At 74.7% G+C, this 19,848-nt stretch carries 19 protein-coding genes; 16 read left to right on the top strand and 3 right to left on the bottom strand.

The window, feature by feature from the left end; translation table 11 throughout:
- Position 1 precedes the first annotated feature (1 nt).
- From Actkin_RS19005 to Actkin_RS18960, 10 genes are all read left to right on the top strand, one after another.
- Positions 2-865, top strand: a complete 864-nt coding sequence (locus Actkin_RS19005; RefSeq protein ID WP_258903633.1) for a branched-chain amino acid ABC transporter permease — start codon at positions 2-4, stop codon at positions 863-865.
- Between the two features lie 15 nt (positions 866-880).
- Entirely contained in the window at positions 881-1,627 is a 747-nt protein-coding gene (locus Actkin_RS19000) for a dienelactone hydrolase family protein (RefSeq protein ID WP_258903632.1), read from the top strand.
- Positions 1,612-2,730 (top strand): zinc-binding dehydrogenase, encoded by a 1,119-nt coding sequence (locus Actkin_RS18995; RefSeq protein ID WP_189210869.1) that lies wholly within the window; start codon positions 1,612-1,614, stop codon positions 2,728-2,730. Before Actkin_RS19000 ends, Actkin_RS18995 begins: the two co-directional genes overlap by 16 nt.
- Entirely contained in the window at positions 2,727-3,683 is a 957-nt protein-coding gene (locus tag Actkin_RS18990; RefSeq protein ID WP_258903631.1) for a methyltransferase, read from the top strand. The genes Actkin_RS18995 and Actkin_RS18990 overlap by 4 nt, the downstream gene beginning before the upstream one ends.
- The gene (locus tag Actkin_RS18985; RefSeq protein WP_189210867.1) at positions 3,683-4,420 is read left to right on the top strand and encodes an SDR family NAD(P)-dependent oxidoreductase; all 738 of its coding nucleotides are present in this window, start codon (positions 3,683-3,685) and stop codon (positions 4,418-4,420) included. Before Actkin_RS18990 ends, Actkin_RS18985 begins: the two co-directional genes overlap by 1 nt.
- Positions 4,421-4,423: 3 nt before the next feature.
- Positions 4,424-6,544, top strand: coding sequence for a N,N-dimethylformamidase beta subunit family domain-containing protein (locus tag Actkin_RS18980; RefSeq protein ID WP_258903630.1), 2,121 nt, complete (start codon positions 4,424-4,426; stop codon positions 6,542-6,544).
- Positions 6,528-7,481: a LipP1 family hormone-sensitive lipase gene (locus Actkin_RS18975; protein ID WP_258903629.1), complete on the top strand. Its 954-nt coding sequence runs from the start codon at positions 6,528-6,530 to the stop codon at positions 7,479-7,481. Before Actkin_RS18980 ends, Actkin_RS18975 begins: the two co-directional genes overlap by 17 nt.
- On the top strand, positions 7,478-8,446 hold the full coding sequence (locus Actkin_RS18970; RefSeq protein WP_258903628.1) for an aldo/keto reductase: 969 nt from the start codon (positions 7,478-7,480) through the stop codon (positions 8,444-8,446). Before Actkin_RS18975 ends, Actkin_RS18970 begins: the two co-directional genes overlap by 4 nt.
- Before the next feature lie 119 nt (positions 8,447-8,565).
- The gene (locus Actkin_RS18965; RefSeq protein WP_189210863.1) at positions 8,566-9,576 is read left to right on the top strand and encodes a LuxR C-terminal-related transcriptional regulator; all 1,011 of its coding nucleotides are present in this window, start codon (positions 8,566-8,568) and stop codon (positions 9,574-9,576) included.
- A 47-nt stretch (positions 9,577-9,623) separates the two neighbouring features.
- The gene (locus tag Actkin_RS18960) at positions 9,624-10,178 is read left to right on the top strand and encodes an NUDIX hydrolase (RefSeq protein WP_258903627.1); all 555 of its coding nucleotides are present in this window, start codon (positions 9,624-9,626) and stop codon (positions 10,176-10,178) included.
- 10 nt (positions 10,179-10,188) lie between these two features.
- Here the strand turns inward: Actkin_RS18960 and Actkin_RS18955 are convergent, their stop codons facing one another.
- From Actkin_RS18955 to Actkin_RS18945, 3 genes are all read right to left on the bottom strand, one after another.
- On the bottom strand, positions 10,189-11,610 hold the full coding sequence (locus Actkin_RS18955) for an aldehyde dehydrogenase family protein (protein WP_396122757.1): 1,422 nt from the start codon (positions 11,608-11,610) through the stop codon (positions 10,189-10,191).
- Complete coding sequence (locus tag Actkin_RS18950) at positions 11,583-13,010, bottom strand: aldehyde dehydrogenase family protein (protein WP_258903626.1); 1,428 nt, start codon at positions 13,008-13,010, stop codon at positions 11,583-11,585. The genes Actkin_RS18955 and Actkin_RS18950 overlap by 28 nt, the downstream gene beginning before the upstream one ends.
- 68 nt (positions 13,011-13,078) lie before the next feature.
- The gene (locus Actkin_RS18945) at positions 13,079-14,041 is read right to left on the bottom strand and encodes an AraC-like ligand-binding domain-containing protein (protein WP_189210861.1); all 963 of its coding nucleotides are present in this window, start codon (positions 14,039-14,041) and stop codon (positions 13,079-13,081) included.
- 206 nt (positions 14,042-14,247) lie between these two features.
- Here Actkin_RS18945 and hpaD point away from each other — a divergent pair, with 206 nt between their 5' ends.
- The 6 genes from hpaD to Actkin_RS18915 are packed head-to-tail and all read left to right on the top strand — an operon-like array spanning position 14,248 to position 19,846.
- On the top strand, positions 14,248-15,099 hold the full coding sequence (gene hpaD / locus Actkin_RS18940; RefSeq protein ID WP_258903625.1) for a 3,4-dihydroxyphenylacetate 2,3-dioxygenase: 852 nt from the start codon (positions 14,248-14,250) through the stop codon (positions 15,097-15,099).
- Positions 15,096-16,502: a fumarylacetoacetate hydrolase family protein gene (locus Actkin_RS18935; RefSeq protein WP_258903624.1), complete on the top strand. Its 1,407-nt coding sequence runs from the start codon at positions 15,096-15,098 to the stop codon at positions 16,500-16,502. Before hpaD ends, Actkin_RS18935 begins: the two co-directional genes overlap by 4 nt.
- The gene (dapA, locus tag Actkin_RS18930; protein ID WP_258903623.1) at positions 16,499-17,428 is read left to right on the top strand and encodes a 4-hydroxy-tetrahydrodipicolinate synthase; all 930 of its coding nucleotides are present in this window, start codon (positions 16,499-16,501) and stop codon (positions 17,426-17,428) included. Before Actkin_RS18935 ends, dapA begins: the two co-directional genes overlap by 4 nt.
- The gene (gene hpaE / locus Actkin_RS18925; protein ID WP_258903622.1) at positions 17,425-18,900 is read left to right on the top strand and encodes a 5-carboxymethyl-2-hydroxymuconate semialdehyde dehydrogenase; all 1,476 of its coding nucleotides are present in this window, start codon (positions 17,425-17,427) and stop codon (positions 18,898-18,900) included. The genes dapA and hpaE overlap by 4 nt, the downstream gene beginning before the upstream one ends.
- Positions 18,897-19,478 carry an SDR family NAD(P)-dependent oxidoreductase gene (locus tag Actkin_RS18920; protein ID WP_258903621.1) on the top strand — a complete coding sequence of 194 codons (582 nt, stop codon included), beginning with the start codon at positions 18,897-18,899 and terminating at the stop codon, positions 19,476-19,478. The genes hpaE and Actkin_RS18920 overlap by 4 nt, the downstream gene beginning before the upstream one ends.
- On the top strand, positions 19,475-19,846 hold the full coding sequence (locus Actkin_RS18915; RefSeq protein ID WP_258903620.1) for a nuclear transport factor 2 family protein: 372 nt from the start codon (positions 19,475-19,477) through the stop codon (positions 19,844-19,846). The genes Actkin_RS18920 and Actkin_RS18915 overlap by 4 nt, the downstream gene beginning before the upstream one ends.
- Positions 19,847-19,848 lie beyond the last annotated feature (2 nt).

Below are 19,848 nucleotides of genomic sequence, written 5' to 3'. Positions count from 1 at the left end.
GGTGCTGGTCTCCGCGGCCATCGCCGGGCTGGCCACCGGCGGGGCGTACGCCCTGATGGGCCTGTCCACCCTGCTGACCTACCGGCTCGTCGCGGTGGTGAACTTCGCGCAGGCCGCCGTGGGCGCGTTCGGCGCCTTCGCCATGGTCGTGCTGTACGAGGCCGGGCTGCCGCTGCCGCTGGCGGTGCCCGCCGGGCTGGCCGTCGCCGCGCTGCTGCACATGGGCCTCGGCGTGGTGATGGTCCGCTGGTTCGCCGAGGCGGGCGAGGGTGTGAAGGCGGCCGTCACGATCGCCGTCTACACCGGACTGGTCGCGCTCGGGCTGCGCCTGTTCGGCGCCCAGCACCCGCGCCGGTTCCCCAGCCCGTTCGACGGGCCCGCGCTGACCATAGGCGGCGTGGTCGTCACCTGGACCGCCGTGCTGACGATGGCGCTGGCCGTGCTGTTCGCCGTCGGCCCCGCGCTGCTGCTGCGGCACACCCGCCTGGGACTGCTGCTGCGCGCGATGGCCGAGCGGCCCACGACCGCCGAGCTGATCGGGGTGCGCGTGCCGCGCCTGTCGATGGTCGTGTGGGGCTCGGCGGGCGCGGCCAGCGCCCTGGCCATCATGATCGTAGCCCCGCAGCTGGCCAGCGACTTCAGCTCCCAGACCCTGCTCATCACCCCGGCGCTGGCCGCCGCCCTCATCGGCGGGTTCAGCAGCTTCGCGTGGACCTTCGTCGGCGGCGTCGGCCTCGGCGTGCTCCAGGGCCTGGCCAGCACCGTCACCCAACTCCAGCAGTACCGCGGCGTCCTGCCGTTCCTGGTGATCCTCGTCGTCCTGGTGTGGACGCGGCGCCGGGACCGCTGGGACGAGCCAGCGTGAGAAAGGAACGAACCGATGTGTCACGGTGACCAGTCGCGCCCGCCCGCCCTCCCGGGGACGGCGGGGGCGGTGGCCGAGGCCGGGGAGCTGCGGATCACCGCGGCCGACGGCGCGCGCTTCCTCGCCTACCGGGCGGTGCCCGAGCGGCCCTCCGGCGCGGGGGTGGTGCTGCTGCCGGACGTGCGTGGCCTGCACGAGTTCTACCGCGACCTGGCCCGGCGCTTCGCCGAGGCGGGCGTGACCGCACTCGCGCTGGACTACTACGGCCGCGTCGCCGCCGACGACGACCGCGGCCCGGACTTCGACGGGTTCGGCCATGTCGCCAAGCTGCGGCCCGAGCACACCCGCGCCGACATCGCCGCCGCGCTCGACCGGCTGGCCGATGACGGGGTGGACTCGCTGTTCACCGTCGGCTTCTGCCTGGGCGGGGCGATGTCGTGGGCGCAGTCCGCGATCGATCCCCGGCTCGCGGGCGTGATCGGCTTCTACGGCAGGCCGGTCGAGTGCGCCGACCTCATCCCGCGGATGCGGGCGCCGCTGCTCGTGCTCGCCGCGGGCGCGGACCCGCTCACCTCCGAGGACGAGGCGCGCGACTTCGACCGCCGCCTCACCGATGCCGGTGTCCCGCACGACTTCCACCTCTACCCCGGAGCCCCGCACTCCTTCTTCGACGGCGCGCTGCCCGACCAGGCCGCCAACGCCGCCGACGCGTGGGGCCGGGTGCTCTCCTTCATCGAGGAGCAGGCATGCGTCCCAAGGTGACCCGCGCGGCGCTGCTGCGCGAGTTCGGCGCCCCGCTGGAGCTGGCCGAGGTGCCGCTGCCGGACGAGCTGCCGCCCGGCTCGGCCATCGTGCGCGTGCGCACCACCACGCTGTGCGGCACGGACGCGCACCTGTGGCAGGGCGCGATGCCGTTCGTGGCGCTGCCGATCGTGCTGGGCCACGAGATGGTGGGCGAGATCGTCGCCCTCGGCCCGTACGCCGGGCAGGACGCGCTCGGCGCGCCGGTCGAGATCGGCAGCCGGGTGGTGTGGTCGGAGTCGGTGTGCGGGCACTGCCACGGCTGCGCCGTGCTGCGCGAGCCGGTGCTGTGCGCCAACCGCGGCTACGGGTTCAGCCAGCGCGCGGATCGCTGGCCGTTCGTCATCGGCGGCCTGTCCGAGTACGCCTACCTGCCGCCGGGCGCGCACCGCGTGGTCGTCGCCGACGACATGCCGGACACGTGGGCGGCGTCGGCGGGCTGCGCGGTCAAGACGGTCGTGCGGGCCTTCGCCAACGCGGGCGGCGTCGACCCGGGCGCGACGGTCGTCGTGCAGGGCTCCGGCCCGCTGGGCCTGGTGGCGACCGCGCTGGCCCGGGCGGGCGGCGCGGGCCAGGTGATCACCCTGGGCGGGCCGAGCGGCAGGCTGCGGATGGCGACCGCGTTCGGCGCGGACACCATCATCGACGTCACCGCCGTCACCGACTCCGACGAGCGGGTGGCGATGGTCGAGGAGCTGACCGGGGCCCGCGGCGCGGACCTCGTGATCGACGTCGCGGGCGGGCCGACGGTCAACCGCGAGGGCGTGCTGATGTGCGCCCAGCGCGGCACCCACGTCGTCGTCGGCCTGGCCGGGCCGGGCGCGGCCGCGGTGCCGATGGACGTGGTGATGAGCCGCGAGCTGCGGGTCGTGGGCTCGCTCAACGGCGACGTCGGCGACCTCGTGCGCGCCCTGCGCCTGCTCACCGGCCTCGCCGACCGCTTCGCGTGGGACGCGCTGTTCAGCGACCCCGTCGGCCTGGCCGACGCCGATTCCGCGCTCAAGGACATGGCCACGATGGCCGCCGTGAAGGCCGTCGTCGACCCCCGAATGGAGATCTCATGACCGACCCGACGCCGCTGGTGGCCGCCGCCACCGGGTTCATGGCGGCCAAGCAGCTGTTCGCCGCATCGGAGCTGGGCGTGTTCGCCGCGCTGCCCGGCACAGCCGCCGAGGTCGCCGAGCGCGCCGGGCTGCCCGAGCGCTCCGCGCGCATCCTCGCCGACGCCATGGTCGGGATGGGCCTGGTGACCCACGCCGACGGCGTCTACGCCAACACCGAGGTCACCTCGGCCTACCTCGCGGGCGGCGACGGGCTGGACCTGCGGCCGTGGCTGGCGTTCTGGAACTCGCTGAGCTACCCGCACTGGCAGCACTACACCGAGTCCATGCGCACGGCCAAGCCCGGACCGTTCCAGTTGGACGAGGCGACCATGGGCGAGTTCATGGCGGGCGTGCAGACCTACAACTCGCTGCACGCGCGCATGCTCGCCGAGAACTACGACTTCACCGCACACCGGAACGTGCTCGACCTCGGCGGGCTCTCCACCGCGTTTCTCGCCGAGGCGGCCGCCCGCGCCCCGGAGCTGCGCGGGGCGTTCGTCAGCACCGCGGACTTCCTGGCGATGGTGTCCGGCTCGCTGCCCGCCGACGTCGCCGACCGGATCTCCTTCCACGAGGCCGACCCGCTCACCGACGACGTGCCCGGCCGCTACGACGCCGTGCTGCTCGAGCACGTCATCCACCGCTTCGACGCCGAGCAGAACAAGACCTTCCTCCGCGTCGCCCGCGGCGTGGTCGACCCCGGCGCGACGCTGCTGGTGCTGGACTTCCTGCTCGACCCCGCCGACGGCCGCCGCATCGACCCGGTGCTGGCGGGGGAGTACCTGGTCATCGACGGCACCGTGGTGTACCCGGAGGCCGAGGTCGTCGGCTGGCTTGCCGAGACCGGCTGGCGGCTGGTGGAGGTCCGGCCGCTGCCGGGCAGCCCCCGGGTCGTGGTCGCGGAGGCGGTGTGATGGGCTTCGACGGCCGGATCGCGCTGGTCACCGGCGCCGCGGGCGGCATAGGCGGGGCGATCGCCACCGCCATGGCCGGGCTCGGCGCCCGGGTCGCCGTGGCCGATGTGGACGGTGACGGCGCGGCCCGGCTGGCCGGGGGGATCGGCGGGTTGGCCGTGCCGATGGACGTGCGCGACGAGGAGTCGGTGCGGGCGGGCTTCGCCCGCGCCACCGCCGAACTCGGCCCGGTCGACGTCGTGGTGCACGCCGCGGGCGTCGTCGGCGGCGGGGGGCCGCTGCTGACCATCCCGGTCGACGCGCTGGACACCGTGCTCGCGGTCAACGTGCGCGGGACGTTCCTGGTGACCCGGGCCGCCGCAGAGGCGATGTCCGGGCGCGGCGGGGCGATCGTGCACATCAGCTCGGCGGGCGCGGTGCAGCCCACGGTCGGGCTCGGCCACTACGAGGCGAGCAAGGCGGCGGTCAACGCGCTGACCCGCTCCGCGGCGCTGGAGTTCGCGCCGCTGGGGGTGCGGGTCAACGCGGTCGCCCCCGGCCCGGTGGAGACGCCGCTCACCGCAGCGGCCCTGGCGTCGCCGGAGGCCAGGGCGTTCTGGACCGAGCGCATCCCGCTCGGCCGGGTGGCGACCACCGCCGACCTGGTGCCCGCGGTGCTGCTGCTGGCCTCGCCGGACTCCGCGCACATCACCGGAACCGTGCTGCCGATCGACGGCGGCCAACTGCTGAAGGGCTGAGGGATGGCTCGGGTAGACCACACCCACGCGCCGGTCGTCGGCTACACCGACCGGCTCTCGGCCCGGCCCGGCGAGCGGATCGCGGTGTCGGCCAGCTCGGTGGACGGCACGGCCCGCGTGCGCGTCCTCCGGGTCGGCCACGACGGGACCGCGCCCGTCCACACCGTGCTCGACTGGGGCACGCCGGAGACGGTCGACGTGCCGCACCAGGTGTTCGACCACGGCTCCTACGGCGAGGTGCCGCGCCCGCCCGACCTGGGCGCGGCCGGGACGTTCGCCGTGTGGGTCTGGCCGACCGCGCTGCCCGCCGAGCGGGCGGGCCTGCTCAGCCAAGGCGACGCCGCCTCCGGCCCGCACGCCGAGCTGGCGCTGCGCGCCGACGGCAGGCCCGAGTACACCGTCCGCACCACGGGCGGGCTCGTGTCGGTCGCCGGGCCGGTGCTGCACCTGCGCCGCTGGTACCGGCTCGTCGGCAGCCACGGCCCAAACGGGCTGCGGCTGGAGACCCGGCCCCGGGACCGGGTAGCGGGCGAGGACCCGTCCACGGTGTCCACAGCGGCCGGCGATCCCGCGGTCATCGGCGCGGCGCCGCTGCTGCTGGCCGCCCGGCGGGTCGGCGGGGAGCGGGTCGGGCACTTCGACGGCAAGCTCGACGCGCCGACCGTCTTCGACCGGGTGGAGCCCGCGCCGCGGCTGGACGAGCGCGGCGGCGCCCGGTCGCACTGGGACCTCTCGGCCGACATCGGCGGCGACCGGATGCTCGACGTGATCGACGGCAGGCACGGGACGCTGCGCAACCACCCGCTGCGCGGCGTCACCGGGCACGACTGGGACGGGGACGTGCTCGACTGGCGCTTCGCCCCGCAGGGTTACGGCGCGGTGCACTTCCACTCCGACGACCTGTCCGACTGCGGCTGGCCGCCGGTGCTCACCGTCGACCTGCCCGCCGACGCGCCCACCGGCTGCTACGCGGTCGAACTGGCCACCGACAGCGGCGTGGACCGGCTGCCGTTCTTCGTCCGGCCGACGCGGCGGCGGGCCGAGGTCGCGCTGCTGATCCCGACGCTGAGCTACCTCGCCTACGCGCTCGACCACCTGTACCAGCCGTTCGCCCAGGAGGACCCGCGCGAGGTCGCCGCGCCCTTCGCCAGGGACAACACCCTGCACAGCCTCTATGACCGGCACACCGACGGCAGCGGTGTCGCCGTCGCCTCGCTGCGGCGGCCGCTGCTGGGCATGCGCGAGGACCACGTCTTCCGCTACACCCGCTCGCCGCACCAGTACAGCGAGGACCTGCACCTGGTGGGGTGGCTCGCCCGGCAGGGCGTCGACGTCGACGTGCTCACCGACCACGACCTGCACGCCGAACCCGGCCTGCTGGACGGCTACCGGGCCGTGCTGACCGGCAGCCACCCGGAGTACTGGACCACGGCGATGATGGACGCCGCGCACGCCTACCTCGACGGCGGCGGCAACCTGGCCTACCTCGGCGGCAACGGCGCGTACTGGGTCACCGGGATCGCGCCCGGCCGGGAGCACCTGGCCGAGCTGCGCCGCGGGTACAGCGGCGTGCGGACGTGGGAGTGCGAGCCGGGGGAGCTGACCCTGGCCTGCACGGGCGAGCCCGGCGGGCTCTGGGCTGAGCGCGGGCGCTCCCCGCACCGGCTGTTCGGCATCGGCACCAGCGCAGCGGGCATGTCCACCGGCGGGTCCTACACCGACCTCGCCGACCACCCGCTGCTGGCGGGCGTGACCGAGCCGCTGGGCGACTACGGCGCGGTGCTGGGCGGGGCGGCGTCGTTCGAGACCGACGGCATCGACCCGCTGCTGGGCAGCCCGCCGAACGTCGAGCTGCTCGGCCGGGCGATGCTCGGCGACACCTACATGTCCGGCGACACCGGCCCGGCCATCCCGCACCCGCTCGGCGACCCGGTGGACCGCCGCCGCGCCGACCTGACCCTGTACCGCCACCCCGGCGGCGGGGAGGTGTTCGCCTCCGGCTCCATCGGCTGGTGCGCCGCGCTGACCCACGCCGCCGACGACAACGACGTCTCCCGGGTGACCGCCGCCGTGCTGCGCCGGTTCACCGGGCCGAACGGAGGCAACCATGCCACTGCACCCTGAGGCGCGGGCGGTGATCGAGGCCAGCGCCGCCGCGGGCGGGCTCGTCCCGGTCGAGCAGTCCGCCGCCGAGATGCGCGCCGCGTTCGCCGAGTCCTGGCGGCCGTCGCCGAACCTCAAGCCGGTCGCGTCCGTCGTGGACCGGACCATCCCCGGGCCGGACGGCGACATCCCCGTCCGCGTCTACACGCCGTTCGGCGACGGGCCGTTCCCCGCGCTGGTGTGGTTCCACGGCGGCGGCTGGGTGATCGGCTCGCTGGACGAGAACGAGGCCACCTGCCGCGCGCTGTGCGACGCGGTGGGCATGGTCGTGGTCTCGGTGGACTACCGGCTGGCGCCCGAGCACCGGTTCCCGGCCGCCGCCGAGGACGCCTACGCGGCGCTGCTGTGGACCGCGGAGAACGTCAACGCCGAGCGGATCGCGGTGGCGGGGGAGAGCGCGGGCGGCAACCTGGCCGCCGTGGTGTCGCTGATGGCGCGCGACCGGGGCGGGCCCCGGATCGCGCTGCAGGTGCTCGCCTCGCCGGTCACCGCGCCGCCGAGCGACCGCCCATCCTATGTGGACTACGCGGACGGGCACTTCCTGAGCCGCGACAGCATGGAGTGGTTCTTCGCCCAGTACCCGCGCACCCCCGACGACTTGGACGACCCGTACCTGTCGCCGCTGGCCGCGCCCGACCTGTCCGGCGTCGCGCCAGCACTGGTGCTCACCGCCGAGTACGACGTGCTGCGCGACGAGGGCGAGGAGTACGCCCACCGGCTGCTCGACGCGGGCGTGCCCGTGGAGCTGGTCCGCTACGACGGGCAGATCCACGGCTTCTTCGCCCTGCTCGTCGACCAGCTGTCCGTGTCAGCCGACGCCCACGCCCGTGCGGCCGCCGTGCTGCGCAGGGCCTTCGCCGTCACCGTCACCGTCACCGAGGAGTCGATCACCGCATGACCATCCCCAAGCGCCGCATCGGGGCGGACGGCCCCGAGGTGTCCGTCCTCGCCCTGGGCTCGTGGCACATCTACGACCGGGTGCCCTTCCACGACTCGGTCGCGCTGGTCTCCGCCGCGCTGGAGTCCGGCATCGATCTGTTCGACGTCGGCTACTACGGCGGGTTCAGCATCGACGGCAAGCCGGTGCCCGAGTCCTACACCGACGTCATCTTCGGCCGGATCATGCAGGCCGTCGGCGTCGACCGAGGCGACTACCGGCTGTCGGCGAAGCTGTGGGTGAACTACTTCCCGGAGCAGTCGATGGAGGAGCAGCTCGACCGCCTGCTGTTCCGCGTCGGCGTCGAGCACGCCGATTACGCCATCCTCGGCGACCTCTTCGGCATGGAGCCCGACCTCGACCTGCTCACCGCGCAGCTGGGCGAGCTGGTGGCGAAGGGCAAGCTGGGCGGCTGGGGCGTCAACAACTGGTCGGTGGACCACATCCGCGCCACCCACGCCGCCGCGGCCGCGCAGGGCGTGCCGGGGCCGACCATGGCGCAGCTGAAGTACAGCGTCGTGCGCCGCTCGATCCCGGACGGGCCGCCGTTCCGCGCGCTGGTGGACGACCTGGGGGTGACCATCCAGGCCTCCGACGTGCTGGAGGGCGGCATCCTGGCCGGGGTGGGCACGCCGCAGCGGCAGATCGGCAAGGACCCCGGCGGCATCCGGGAGCGGATCGTCGCGGCGGCGCCGCGGCTGGCCGAGATCGCCGCCGGGTTCGGCGCGACGCCCGCGCAGGCGGCCATCGCGTTCTGCCTCGCCGATCCGGCGACGACCACGGTGCTGTTCGGGGCGAGCCGCATGGCCCAGCTGACGGAGAACCTGGCCGCGGTCGAGCTGGCCGCCGAGCACGGCCCTGCGCTGCGCGAGGCCGTCAGCGAGCTGTGGTTGGACCGGGACGTCGTGGACCCGACCGGTCACTGAGCGTGCCTCGTTTTGGACTCCCGGGGAACTGGAGTTGTCCGGGAGCGCACGTCACGACGGCACTATTGTCCGGATCACATCACGCACCGTAAGTTGTGCGCTCTACGCGAGGAGGGCGCATGGACTCGGCACTGGTGGCCTCCGCCGTGCGGATCGGCACGGCCCTGGGCAGCGCGGCGGCGGTGGACTGGCCGTCGGTCTTCACCGACCTCCGCCGCGCGCTGCCCGGGGTGTGCGCCGCGCAGATCACCGGCTGGGACCCCGTCCAGCGGCGGTTCCGGGTGCTGGCCGAGGAGGGCTACAACCGGGCGATCAGCGCCGAGTTGGCGCACGAGCTGCCGCGCACCCGCTGGGGCGGGCAGCTGTTCGACTCCCCGCGCCCGCTGCTGATGGACGACATGCCGCACAACTTCCGGGACTCGCCGCACTACCAGGAGCAGCTGCGCCCGGCGGGCCTGGAGGACGGGCTGTCGGCCGCGCTGCGCTCGACGTCGGGGGCGGTGGTCGGCGTCCTGCACATGAACGCCGCCGTCCGGCACGCGTTCGACGAGACCACCAGGGGATTCGTCGCCGAGATCGGCTCGGCCATCGCCCGCCGCGTCAACCCGCTGCACTGCCCCGAGCTCGACGCCTGGTTCGGTCCGGAGTGGACGGCCAGCTGGGTGCTGCCGTCGGTAGCGGCGATCCCCGGCCGCGACCCGGCCCCGATCGCCGAGGACGTGCTGGCGGTGGCCCACGCCTTCACCCACGTCCGCGCCGACGCCCTGGCCTTCCTCTGGCCCGCCCGCGACGTCTGGCACCGCGCCCGCCTGCTGCGCGTGGCGAAGGGGGAGCACACCGGCGTGGTCGTGACGTGCACCCCGTTCACCAACACGATCGGGCTGACGGCCCGGGAGCTGGACGTGGCGACCGGCCTGGTGGCCGGGCTGAGCAACCAGGCGATCGCCGAGACCCTGGTGGTCAGCCGCCGCACGGTGGAGACGTACGTGGAGCGGCTGCTGACCAAACTGGGCTGCCAGACCCGCGGCGAGACGGCGGGCGTCGCGGCCAGGGCCGGGTTCGTCCGCCCGACCCCGCACCCCGGCATCGGCGATCTCGCCAGACTGACGCGGGGAAGCGACTGGGGGTGATCTAACGCAGGCATCATCGAGGTGACGCCGACGAGGGAGGAACCCCAGTGGAACGCGACGCCGCTCAGTGGACGGTCCACGGGACCCGCCGGATCTACCAGTCCCCCTGGGTCAACCTGGACCTCGACGACGTCGAGATCCCCGGCGGCCCCCGCTTCGCCCACCACGTGGTGCGGTTCGCCCGCCCGTCGGTGGGCGCGCTGGTGGTGGAGGACGACCACGCCCTCCTGCTGTGGCGCCACCGCTTCACCACCGACACCTGGGGCTGGGAGATCCCCGCTGGGTGGCTCGACGGCACCGAGACCCCGGTCTCCGCCATCCGGAGGGAGATCCGCGAGGAGACCGGGCACGACGCCGAGGAGATCACCCCGCTGGTGACGTATCACCCGATGAACGGCATCACCAACCACCGCTTCCACCTGTTCGTCGCCACCCGGACGCGCAAGACCGCCGCCGCGGACCCGGCCGAGTCCAGCCGGGTCGAATGGCTTCCGCTGGCCTGCCTCCCCGCCCTGATCGGCACCGGCGACCTCCACGACGGCCCGACCCTGACCGCCCTGACCACCTATCTGGCCCTGCGGGACCGGAGGGAGGCGAGGTAGCGCCCGCGGATCAGTACCCCAACCCCCGCATCACCAGCACCCGCGGCTCGGTCAGGTCCTCCATCGCCGCCGCCACGCCCTCCCGGCCGGTGCCGGAGTCCTTCACGCCGCCGTAGGGCATCTGGTCGGCCCGGTAGGTGGGGACGTCGCCGATGATGACGCCGCCGACCTCCAGTTCCGCCGCGACGCGGTCCACCACCCGCAGGTCGTGGGTGAAGACGCCCGCCTGCAGGCCGTACCGGGACGCGTTCACCCGGGCGATCGCCTCGTCGAGCGAGTCCACACGGGACACCACGACCACCGGGCCGAACACCTCCTCGGTCAGGACGGCGCAGCCATCGGGCACGTCCGCCAGCAGGGTCGGCGCGACGGTCCGCCCGGTCCGGGTCCCGCCCGCCAGCAGGGTCGCGCCCCGGGACACCGCGTCGGCGATCCAGTCCGCGACCCGGGCCGCGGCCGCGTCGTCGATGAGCGGGCCGACGTGGGTCGCGGGGTCCCGCGGGTCGCCGACGGACAAGGCCGACATCCGCGCCCGCAGCGCCTCGACCAGTTCCCCGTACACCTCGCGATGGGCGTAGACCCGCTGCACCGAGACGCAGGACTGGCCTGCCTGGTACGTGCCCATGTCCGCGATCCGCTCAGCCGCCCACGCCAGATCGGTCCAATCGGGACAGACGACGGCCGCCGCGTTGCCGCCCAGTTCCAGCAGGACGTGCTTGGCCGGGTTCGCGTCCCGGATCAGGTGGCCCACGCGGTCGCTGCCGGTGAACGACACCACCGGCAGCCGGGGGTCGGCGGCCAGGCGGGCGGCGTCGGCGTTCGGCACCGGCAGGACCGACCACGTCCCCTCGGGCAGGTCGGTCTCGGCCAGCAGCGAGCCCAGGAACAGGGCGGACAGCGGCGTGGCTGGCGCTGGCTTGATCACGACCGGCGCCCCGGCCGCGATCGCGGGCGCGAGCTTGTGGGCCACCAGGTTCACCGGGAAGTTGAACGGCGTGATCCCCAGCACCGGCCCCCGCGCCACCCGCCGGACCAGCGCGACGCGGCCGTCCGAGCCCGCGTCGGTGTCCAGCCGCTGGACCGTCCCGGAGAACCGCCGCGCCTCCTCCGCGCCCCAGCGGAACGTCGCCACCGCGCGGGTGATCTCCGCCCGGGACCAGCGGATCGGCTTGCCGGACTCGGCCGTGATCAGCGCCGCGGCCTCCTCGGCCCGGGCGGCGAGGGCGGCCGAGACGTGCGCCAGCGCGTCGGCGCGGACCCGGGCGGGCGTGCGCAGGCCCCGGGCGGCCCATGCCGCCGCGACCGCGTGCTCGACGTGCGCCTCCGACGCCCACGACGCCGTCCCCGCCCGCGTCGCCAGCGGCAGCGGCCCGGTGACCGGCCGCCCGGCCACCCAGTACGGGATCACGCCCGCGCCCCGTGGTGCACCCACACGCCCTTGACCTCGGTGTACGCGTCGATCGCGTACGGCCCCATCTCGCGGCCGACCCCGCTGGCGCGGAACCCGCCCCACGGCGCGGCCGGGTCCGGCACGCACGGCATGTTGACGAATACCGCCCCCGCCCGGATGCCGTCGGCCAGCCGGTGCGCCACCCGCACGTCCTCGCTCCACACCGCGGCGGCCAGCCCGTACCGCGAGTCGTTGACCCGGTCCAGCAGGGTGTCCTCGTCGTCGTACGGCAGCACGGCCAGGACCGGCCCGAACACCTCGTCGCGGGCGAGCGCCATCTCGTCGGTGACCCCGGAGAACACCGTCGGCCGGTAGAAGCAGCCCGGCCCGTCCACCGGCGCGCCGCCGGTCACCAGCTCCGCGCCCGCGGCCACCGCGGCCCGGACGTGCGCGTCGACCCGCGCGACGTGCTCCGGAGCGACCAGCGGCCCCAGCTCGGTCTCCGGCGCCATGCCCGGTCCCACGCGCAGGCCCGCGACGGCGGCCGACAGCCGCGCGGTGAACTCCTCGGCCCGCGCCGCGTCGACGAAGATCCGCGCGTACGCCGCGCAGACCTGACCGCTGTTGAGCAGCCCGCCCGCGACCGTGCCCGCGACGGCGGCGTCGAGGTCGGCCGAGCGGGCCACCACCACCGGCGTCTTCCCGCCCAGCTCCAGCGTCACGCGCTTGAGCCCGGCGTGCGCGGCGATCTCCTGGCCGACCTCCGTCGACCCGGTGAACGACACCTTGTCCACGTCCGGGTGCCGCACCAGCTCCCGGCCGGTCTCCGGCCCGCCGGTCACCAGGTTGACCACGCCGCGTGGCAGCCCGGCCTCCGCGCACAGCTCCACCAGCCGGACCGTGGTCAGCGGGGTCTGCTCGGCCGGCTTGATCACGGTGGTGTTGCCGCAGGCCAGCGCGGGCGCCAGCTTCCACGCCATGATCATCAGCGGGAAGTTCCACGGCGCGATCAGCGCGCACACCCCGACCGGAACCCGCCGGGTGTACTGGAGGGTGTCCGGGTAGCCGACGGTGTGCACCGCGCCGTCGAGCCGGGCGCACCATCCCGCGAAGTAGCGGAAGTGCTCGGCGGCCCCGGCCACGCTCACCGCGCGGGCCACGCCGAGCGGCTGGCCCTGGTCGCGGGTCTCGGTCTCGGCCAGCTCGTCGGCGTGCGCCTCGATCAGCTCGGCGATCCGCCACAGCAGCCGGGCGCGCTCGGACGGCGCGGTGCCCGCCCAGCCGGGCAGGGCGGCCCTGGCCGCGGCCACGGCGGCGTCGACCTCGGCAGGCCCGGCCGCGGCGCAGTCGGCCAGCGGCTCGCCGGTGGCCGGGTCGGCGGTGGTGAACGCGCCGTCCGCGCGGCCCCACTCGCCGTCGATGTAGAGACTCGTCGTGCGCATGGGCGAAGTCTGCGGACCGGCGGCCCGCCGGGCTTGCCCCCGCGCGCATGGGAGTTGACCCAGCGTGCTCAGCCCCGGTGCCGCGCCCCGCGCCTGCGGTACTCGCTCGGCGACATCCCGTACTCGGTGCGGAACGCCCGGCTCAGGTAGGACGCGTCCGGCAGCCCCCAGCGCGCCCCGATGACGCCGATGGACAGCCGCTGCTTCGCCGGGTCGGCCAGGTCCTGCCCGCACCGCTCCAGGCGCCGGTGCCGGATGTAGGCCGAGACGGTCGTCCCGGCCTCGCTGAACAGCTTGTGCAGGTACCGGGTCGAGATGTGGTGCGCGGCGGCGATGTCGCCGGGGGAGAGGCCCGGGTCGTCCAGGTTCGCCTCCACAAAGGACCGGATCTTGACCAGCAGCGCCGCCCGGGACGACTCGGCGGGCACGTCGCGGTAGTCCGCCCGGTCGGCGAGCGCCGTGCCCAGCAGGTCCACCACGTTGCGGGCGAGCCGCAGGCTGCCGTGCACCTGCGGGTCGTCCAGGTTGCGGGCCAGCTGGACGAGAGTGGTGCTCACGATCCCGCTCACGCCCTGGCCGCCGGAGAACCGCGTCGCCGTCAGCCCCGCCACGTGCCCGGCGGGCAGGCACAGCATGTCCCGGGGGAACATCAGCACCAGCGTCGAGGCGAACTCGTCGAACGCCATCGTGTACGGGCGCGTGGTGTCGTAGATGGCGAAGTCGCCCGGGTCCAGCGTCGCCTTGCGCCCGTCCTGGGCGAGCTTGGCGGTGCCGCGCAGTTGCAGGCTCAGCTTGTAGACCTCGGGGTCGGCGCGGGAGATGGTGCGCTCGGTCCGGCGCACGGTGTGCGGGTCGGCGGTGGCCTCGTACACCCCCACGCTGCCCAGGTCCTGGCCGCGCAGCCTGCCGCGGAACCCCGAGCCCGTCGCGGGGGTGGCGGTGAGCGGCACGAAAGTCTGCGACACCGCGGACTCCCAGACCTCGAACTGCTGGGCGGCGGGCACGCCCGCGGTGGTCAGCGCGTAGGACATGCGCTCCCTCCCTTCGCGTGAGAGGCACCCTCGTCGCAGAACGCCGCCGCGTCAAGGACCGTGGCCCGCTCGTAATGGTCCGACCACCGCGTGCGCCGCCCGACAACGGCAGTGCGCGCCGAGTCAACCGACCCGCCGGACCGTCCTGTTAGACCTTGGGTACGCGGCCCGCTCGGGGCCGTCGACAGTCAGCCGGAGGTTCCCACATGGGCGAGCTGGTGCTGGCGGCCAAGATCACGCACGTCCCGTCGATCTGGCTGTCCATCCACCCGGGCAAGCACCACGGCATCCGCAGGCCCGCCGAGCTGGGCCTGGCCGAGGTCGGCCGCCGCGCCCGCGAGCGCGGCGCGGACACCTTCCTGGTGGCCGACTCGCACTGGATGAACAGCATGGGCTTCCACGTCAACGCCAAGGCCCGCCACCAGGGCAGCTACGCCTCCCACGAGCTGCCGCACTTCATCCGCGACCTGGAGTACGACTACCCGGGCTGCCCCGACCTGGCGGCGCTCGTCGTGGAGGAGATCGTCGCAGGCGGGCAGCGGGCCATGGCCCACGACGTGCGCGACCTGGGCCTGGAGTACGCGACGCTGGTGCCGATGCACTTCATGAACCGCGCCGAGGAACCGCTGGCGGTGGTCCCGGTGGGGTGCAACATCTACTCGACCATCGAGGAGAACCGCCAGGTCGGCGCGGCGCTGCGCCGCGCGGTGGAGCGCAGCGACCGCAGGGTGGCGTTCCTGGCCAGCGGCTCGCTGTCGCACCAGTTCCCGCCCAACGAGGTGTCCCACCGCTTCCTCGACCGGATCAGCGACCCGTTCAACGAGCAGGCCGACCGGGTCGTGCTCGACCAGTGGCGGGAGGGCCGCATCGCCGAGTTCCTGGCCGCCCTGCCCGCCTACAACGAGCGCTGCACGGGCGAGGCCGCGATGGCCGACACGGCGATGCTGTTCGGCATGCTCGGCTGGGACGCCTACACCGGCCGCGGCGAGCAGCTGTGCGACTACTTCCCCAGCAGCGGGACCGGCCAGGTCATCGTGGACTTCCCGGTGGACGCATGAGCGCATCGGCACCGGGCCACCCGCTGGGCCTGGCCCCCTCCAAGATCATCGCGGTGCACCTCAACCACCGCTCCCGCGCCGCCGAGCGCGGGCGGTACCCGGCCGAGCCGTCGTACTTCCTCAAGCCGCCGTCGTCGCTGTCCTGGACCGGCCGCGACCTCGTCCGCCCGCGCGGCACCGAGCTCTCGGCGTTCGAGGGCGAGATCGCCCTGGTCATCGGCGCCCGCGCGCACCGCGTCGCGCGCGCCGACGCCGCCGCGCACATCGGCGCGCTGGCCGCGGCCAACGACTTCGGCGTGCACGACCTGCGCTGGGCCGACCGCGGCTCGAACCTGCGCAGCAAGGGCGCCGACGGCTACACCCCGATCGGCCCGGTGCTCATCGACCCGGCCGAGGTCGACCTGGCCGACCTGCGGCTGCGCACCTGGGTCAACGGCGTGCTGGTGCAGGACGCCTCCACCGCCGACCTGCTGTTCGACTTCGCCCACCTGATCGCCGACCTCAGCGCGACCATCACGCTGGAGCCCGGCGACGTCATCCTCACCGGCACCCCGGCTGGCGCGACCGTGGTCCACCCCGGCGACGTGGTGGAGGTGGCCGTCGGCGACACCGAGCCGCTGCGCAACACCGTCCGCGAGGACGGCGACCCGCCGGTGCCGCCGCGCGCGGGGCCCGAGGAGCGCGCCACCGCGCACGGCGCCGCGGTCCGCCCGCTCAAGGCGGAGACCGAGGCCGCGCTGCGCCGCGTCTCGACCGCCACGCTGTCCAGCCAGCTGCGCAAGCGCGGGCTCGACCACACCTTCCTCACCGGCCTCGCCCCGTCCCGGCCCGACATGCGCCTGGTCGGCACCGCGCACACGCTGCGCTTCCTGCCGCTGCGCGAGGACCAGTTCGCCGAGCGCGGCGGCGGCATGAACGCCCAGAAGCGGGCCGTTGAGACCATCGGGCCCGGCCAGGTGCTGGTCATCGACGCCCGCGAGGACCCGGGAGCAGGCACCCTCGGCGACATCCTCGCCCTGCGCGCCCTGCGCCGCGGCGCGGCGGGCGTGGTCACCGACGGCTGCCTGCGCGACAGCCCCGCCTTCGCCGACCTCGACCTGCCCGCCTACAGCCGGGGCAGCCACGCCGCCGTGCTCGGCCGCAGGCACGTGCCCTGGTCGGTCGGCGACGCCATCGCCTGCGCGGGCGTGCTGGTGCGCCCCGGCGACGTGCTCGTCGGCGACGCCGAGGGCGTGCTGCTCATCCCCGCCCACCTCGCCGACGCCGTCGCCGCCGACGCGCTCGCCCAGGAGCGCGAGGAGCGCTACATCCTCGCCCGCGTCGACGCGGGCGAGTCCATCGACGGCCTGTACCCGCTCAGCCCGGCCCGGCGCGCGGAATACGAAGCAGGAGCCACCCCATGAAGTTCCGATCCGACCCCGCCGCCGTGCGCGGCTCGATCGCCCCGCTGGTCACGCCGTTCACCGCCGACGGCGAGCTGGACACCGACAGCCTGCGCGCGCTCGTGCGCTGGCAGCGCGCGGCGGGCTCGCACGGCATCTCCCTCGGCGGGTCCACCGGCGAGCCGGGCGCGCAGAGCACCGCCGAGCGGGCCGCCGCCATGCGGGTCGTCGCCGAGGAGACCGCCGACGAACTGCCGTTCCTGCCGGGCACCGGCTCGGCGAGCCTGGCCGACACGCTGGAGCTGACCGGCCTGGCCCGCGACCTCGGCGCGGACATCGCGCTGGTCATCACCCCGTACTACGCCCGGCCGACCCAGGAAGCGCTGGTCACCTGGTACGGGACCATCGCGCGGGAGTACCCGGACCTGCCGATCGTGGTCTACAACGTGCCGTCGCGCACGGCCGTCGACATCGCCCCGGAGACGGTGTTCCGGCTGCGCAAGGCGCACGACAACATCGTGGGCATCAAGGAGACCACAAAGGACTTCGAGCACTTCTCGCACGTGCTGCACCTGTGCGGGCGCGACTTCCTCATGTGGTCGGGCATCGAGCTGCTGTGCCTGCCGCTGCTGGCCATCGGCGGGTGCGGCTTCGTGAGCGCGCTGGCCAACCTCGCGCCCGCCGCCGTGGCCCGCATGTACGAGCTCTACACCGCGGGCGAGCACGACGCGGCCATCGACCTGCACTACCGCCTGCACCCGCTGGTGGAGCTGCTGTTCGTGGAGACGAACCCGGCCCCGGCCAAGCACGTGCTCGCCGACCTCGGCGTCATCGCCTCCGGGCACGTCCGCCCGCCGCTGATCGCCCCCACCCCGGCTGGCCTCGACCGCATCACCGCGCTGCGCGCCCAGGCCGCCGACCTGCTCGCCCCAGGAGTCCCCGCATGAGCATCCCCACCGAACTGCTGCACCACATCGACGGCAAGGACGTCCCGAGCGTCGGCGGCGAGACCTTCGGCGTCGGCGATCCGGTCTCCGGCGAGGAGTACGCCCGCTGCGCCGCGGGCCAGGCCGCCGACATCGACCTCGCCGTCGCCGCCGCCCGGCGGGCGTTCACCGACGGCCCGTGGCCCGGTATGCCCGCGCGCGAGCGGGCCGCGACCCTGGTCCGGATCGCCGAGGCGATCGAGGCCCGCGCGGACGTCCTGGCCCGGCTGGAGAGCTTCGACACCGGCCTGCCCATCACCCAGGCCAAGGGCCAGGCCCACCGGGCCGCGGAGAACTTCCGCTACTTCGCGGATGTGATCGTCGCCCAGCACGAGGACGCCTTCCTCGCGGGCACGCGCCAGGTCAACTACGCGATCCGCCAGCCTGCGGGCGTCGCCGGGCTGATCACGCCGTGGAACACGCCGTTCATGCTGGAGACCTGGAAGCTCGCGCCCAGCCTCGCCGCCGGGTGCGCCGTGGTCCTCAAGCCCGCGGAGTGGTCGCCGCTGTCGGCGAGCCTGCTGCCCTCGATCATGGCCGAGGCCGGGGTGCCGGACGGGGTGTTCAACCTCGTGCACGGCATCGGCGAGGAGGCGGGCGCGGCGCTGGTCGCGCACCCCGACGTGCCGCGGCTGTCCTTCACCGGGGAGAGCGCCACCGGGCAGATCATCATGCGCGCCGCTGCCGAGCACCTCAAGGAGGTGTCGATGGAGCTGGGCGGCAAGTCCCCGTGCGTGGTCTTCGCCGACGCCGACCTCGACCGCGCGCTCGACGCCGCCGTGTTCGGGGTGTTCTCGCTCAACGGCGAGCGCTGCACGGCCAGTTCGCGCGTGCTGGTGCAGCGGGAGGTGTACGAGGACTTCGTGGCAGCCCTGGCCGCCCGCGCGTCCGCCGTGCGCGTCGGCCCGCCGTCCGACCCGGCCACCGAGGTCGGCGCGCTCATCCACCCCGAGCACCACGCGCGGGTCATGGAGTATGTCGAGATCGGCAAGCGGGAGGCCCGGCTCGTCGCGGGCGGCGGCAGGCCCGACGGGCTGCCGACGGGGACCTACCTCGCGCCGACGGTGTTCGCCGACGTGCCGCCGGACGCGCGGGTCTTCCAGGAGGAGATCTTCGGCCCGGTGGTGTGCGTGACGCCGTTCGACACCGAGGAGGAGGCCGTGGCCCTGGCCAACGCCACCCGGTACGGCCTCGCGGGCTACGTGTGGACCGGCGACCTCGCCCGCGGCCACCGGGTGGCGCGGGCGGTGCAGGCGGGCATGGTCTGGGTCAACTCGCACAACGTCCGCGACCTGCGCACCCCCTTCGGCGGCATCAAGGCCAGCGGCGTCGGCCGGGAGGGCGGGGCGCACAGCATCGACTTCTACAGCGACCTGCGCGTCGTCCACGTCGCCGTCGCCGACCTCGCGGCGCCCCGGTTCGGCGCGCCGTGACCGTCGTCGCCCTCGTCACCGGGGCGGGCGGCGGGGTCGGCGCCGCGGTGGCCCACCGGCTCGACGCCCTCGGCGCGCGAGTCGCCGCGCTGGACGGCGACTCGACGTCGGTGGAGCTGACCGGGGGAGCGCTGTGCCGGGGCATGGCCGTGCACGCCGACGCCGCCGACCCGGTCCAGGTCGACAACGCCGTGGCCGCCGTCGTCGAGCACTACGGGCGGCTCGATCTGCTGGTCGTCACCGCGGAACCGGGATGCCCCTCGGTGCTCGCCGACCCGGCGTCGGTGACGGACGACGAGTGGCACATCGCGCTCGCCGCGCAGCTCGACAGCGCCTTCTACGGCGTCCGCGCGGGTCTGCGGGCGATGCGCGGGCGCGGCGGCCACATCGTCGCCGTGCACACCGCCTGCCCGCACCTGCCGCAGCGCGCCGCCGCCTCGGGCGGGGTCGCCGCCATGGTCCGCCTCGCCAATCGCGCCGGGGACGGCGTGCGGGTCGACGCGGTCCCCACCGGCTGCCCGCCCGACCCCGCCGCGGTCGCCGACGCCGTGGCCGTCCTCGTGAAGGAGTCCCGATGACCCTGTTGTCCACGGTCCGCGCCCACTACGCCGCGTCCGCGCGCGGCGACCTGGCGGGGATGCTCGCCCCGATCACCGAGACCAGCCGGTGGACAGAGGCGGCGGGCTCGGAGTACGCCGGTGTCTACACCGGACCGGACGCGGTGCGCGCCGGGGTGTTCGAGCGCATCGGCGCCGACTGGGCCGAGTTCGCGGCCACAGTGGACGAGGTGGTCGACGGCGGTGACATCGTCGTGGCGATCGGGAACTACACCGGCGTCCGGCGCGGGACGGGGAAGGCGGTCGAGGCCCGCTTCGCCCACATCTGGCGGCTGGCCGACGGGGTGGTGTCGTTCGAGCAGGTCGCCGACACCGCCCGGCTGGCCTGAGG

This window comes from Actinokineospora sp. UTMC 2448, assembly GCF_024760565.1.
GTDB classification, from domain to species: domain Bacteria; phylum Actinomycetota; class Actinomycetes; order Mycobacteriales; family Pseudonocardiaceae; genus Actinokineospora; species Actinokineospora fastidiosa.
The sequence above is the reverse complement of the archived record's forward strand: the minus strand, read 5'-3'. Positions and strand labels throughout refer to the sequence as shown.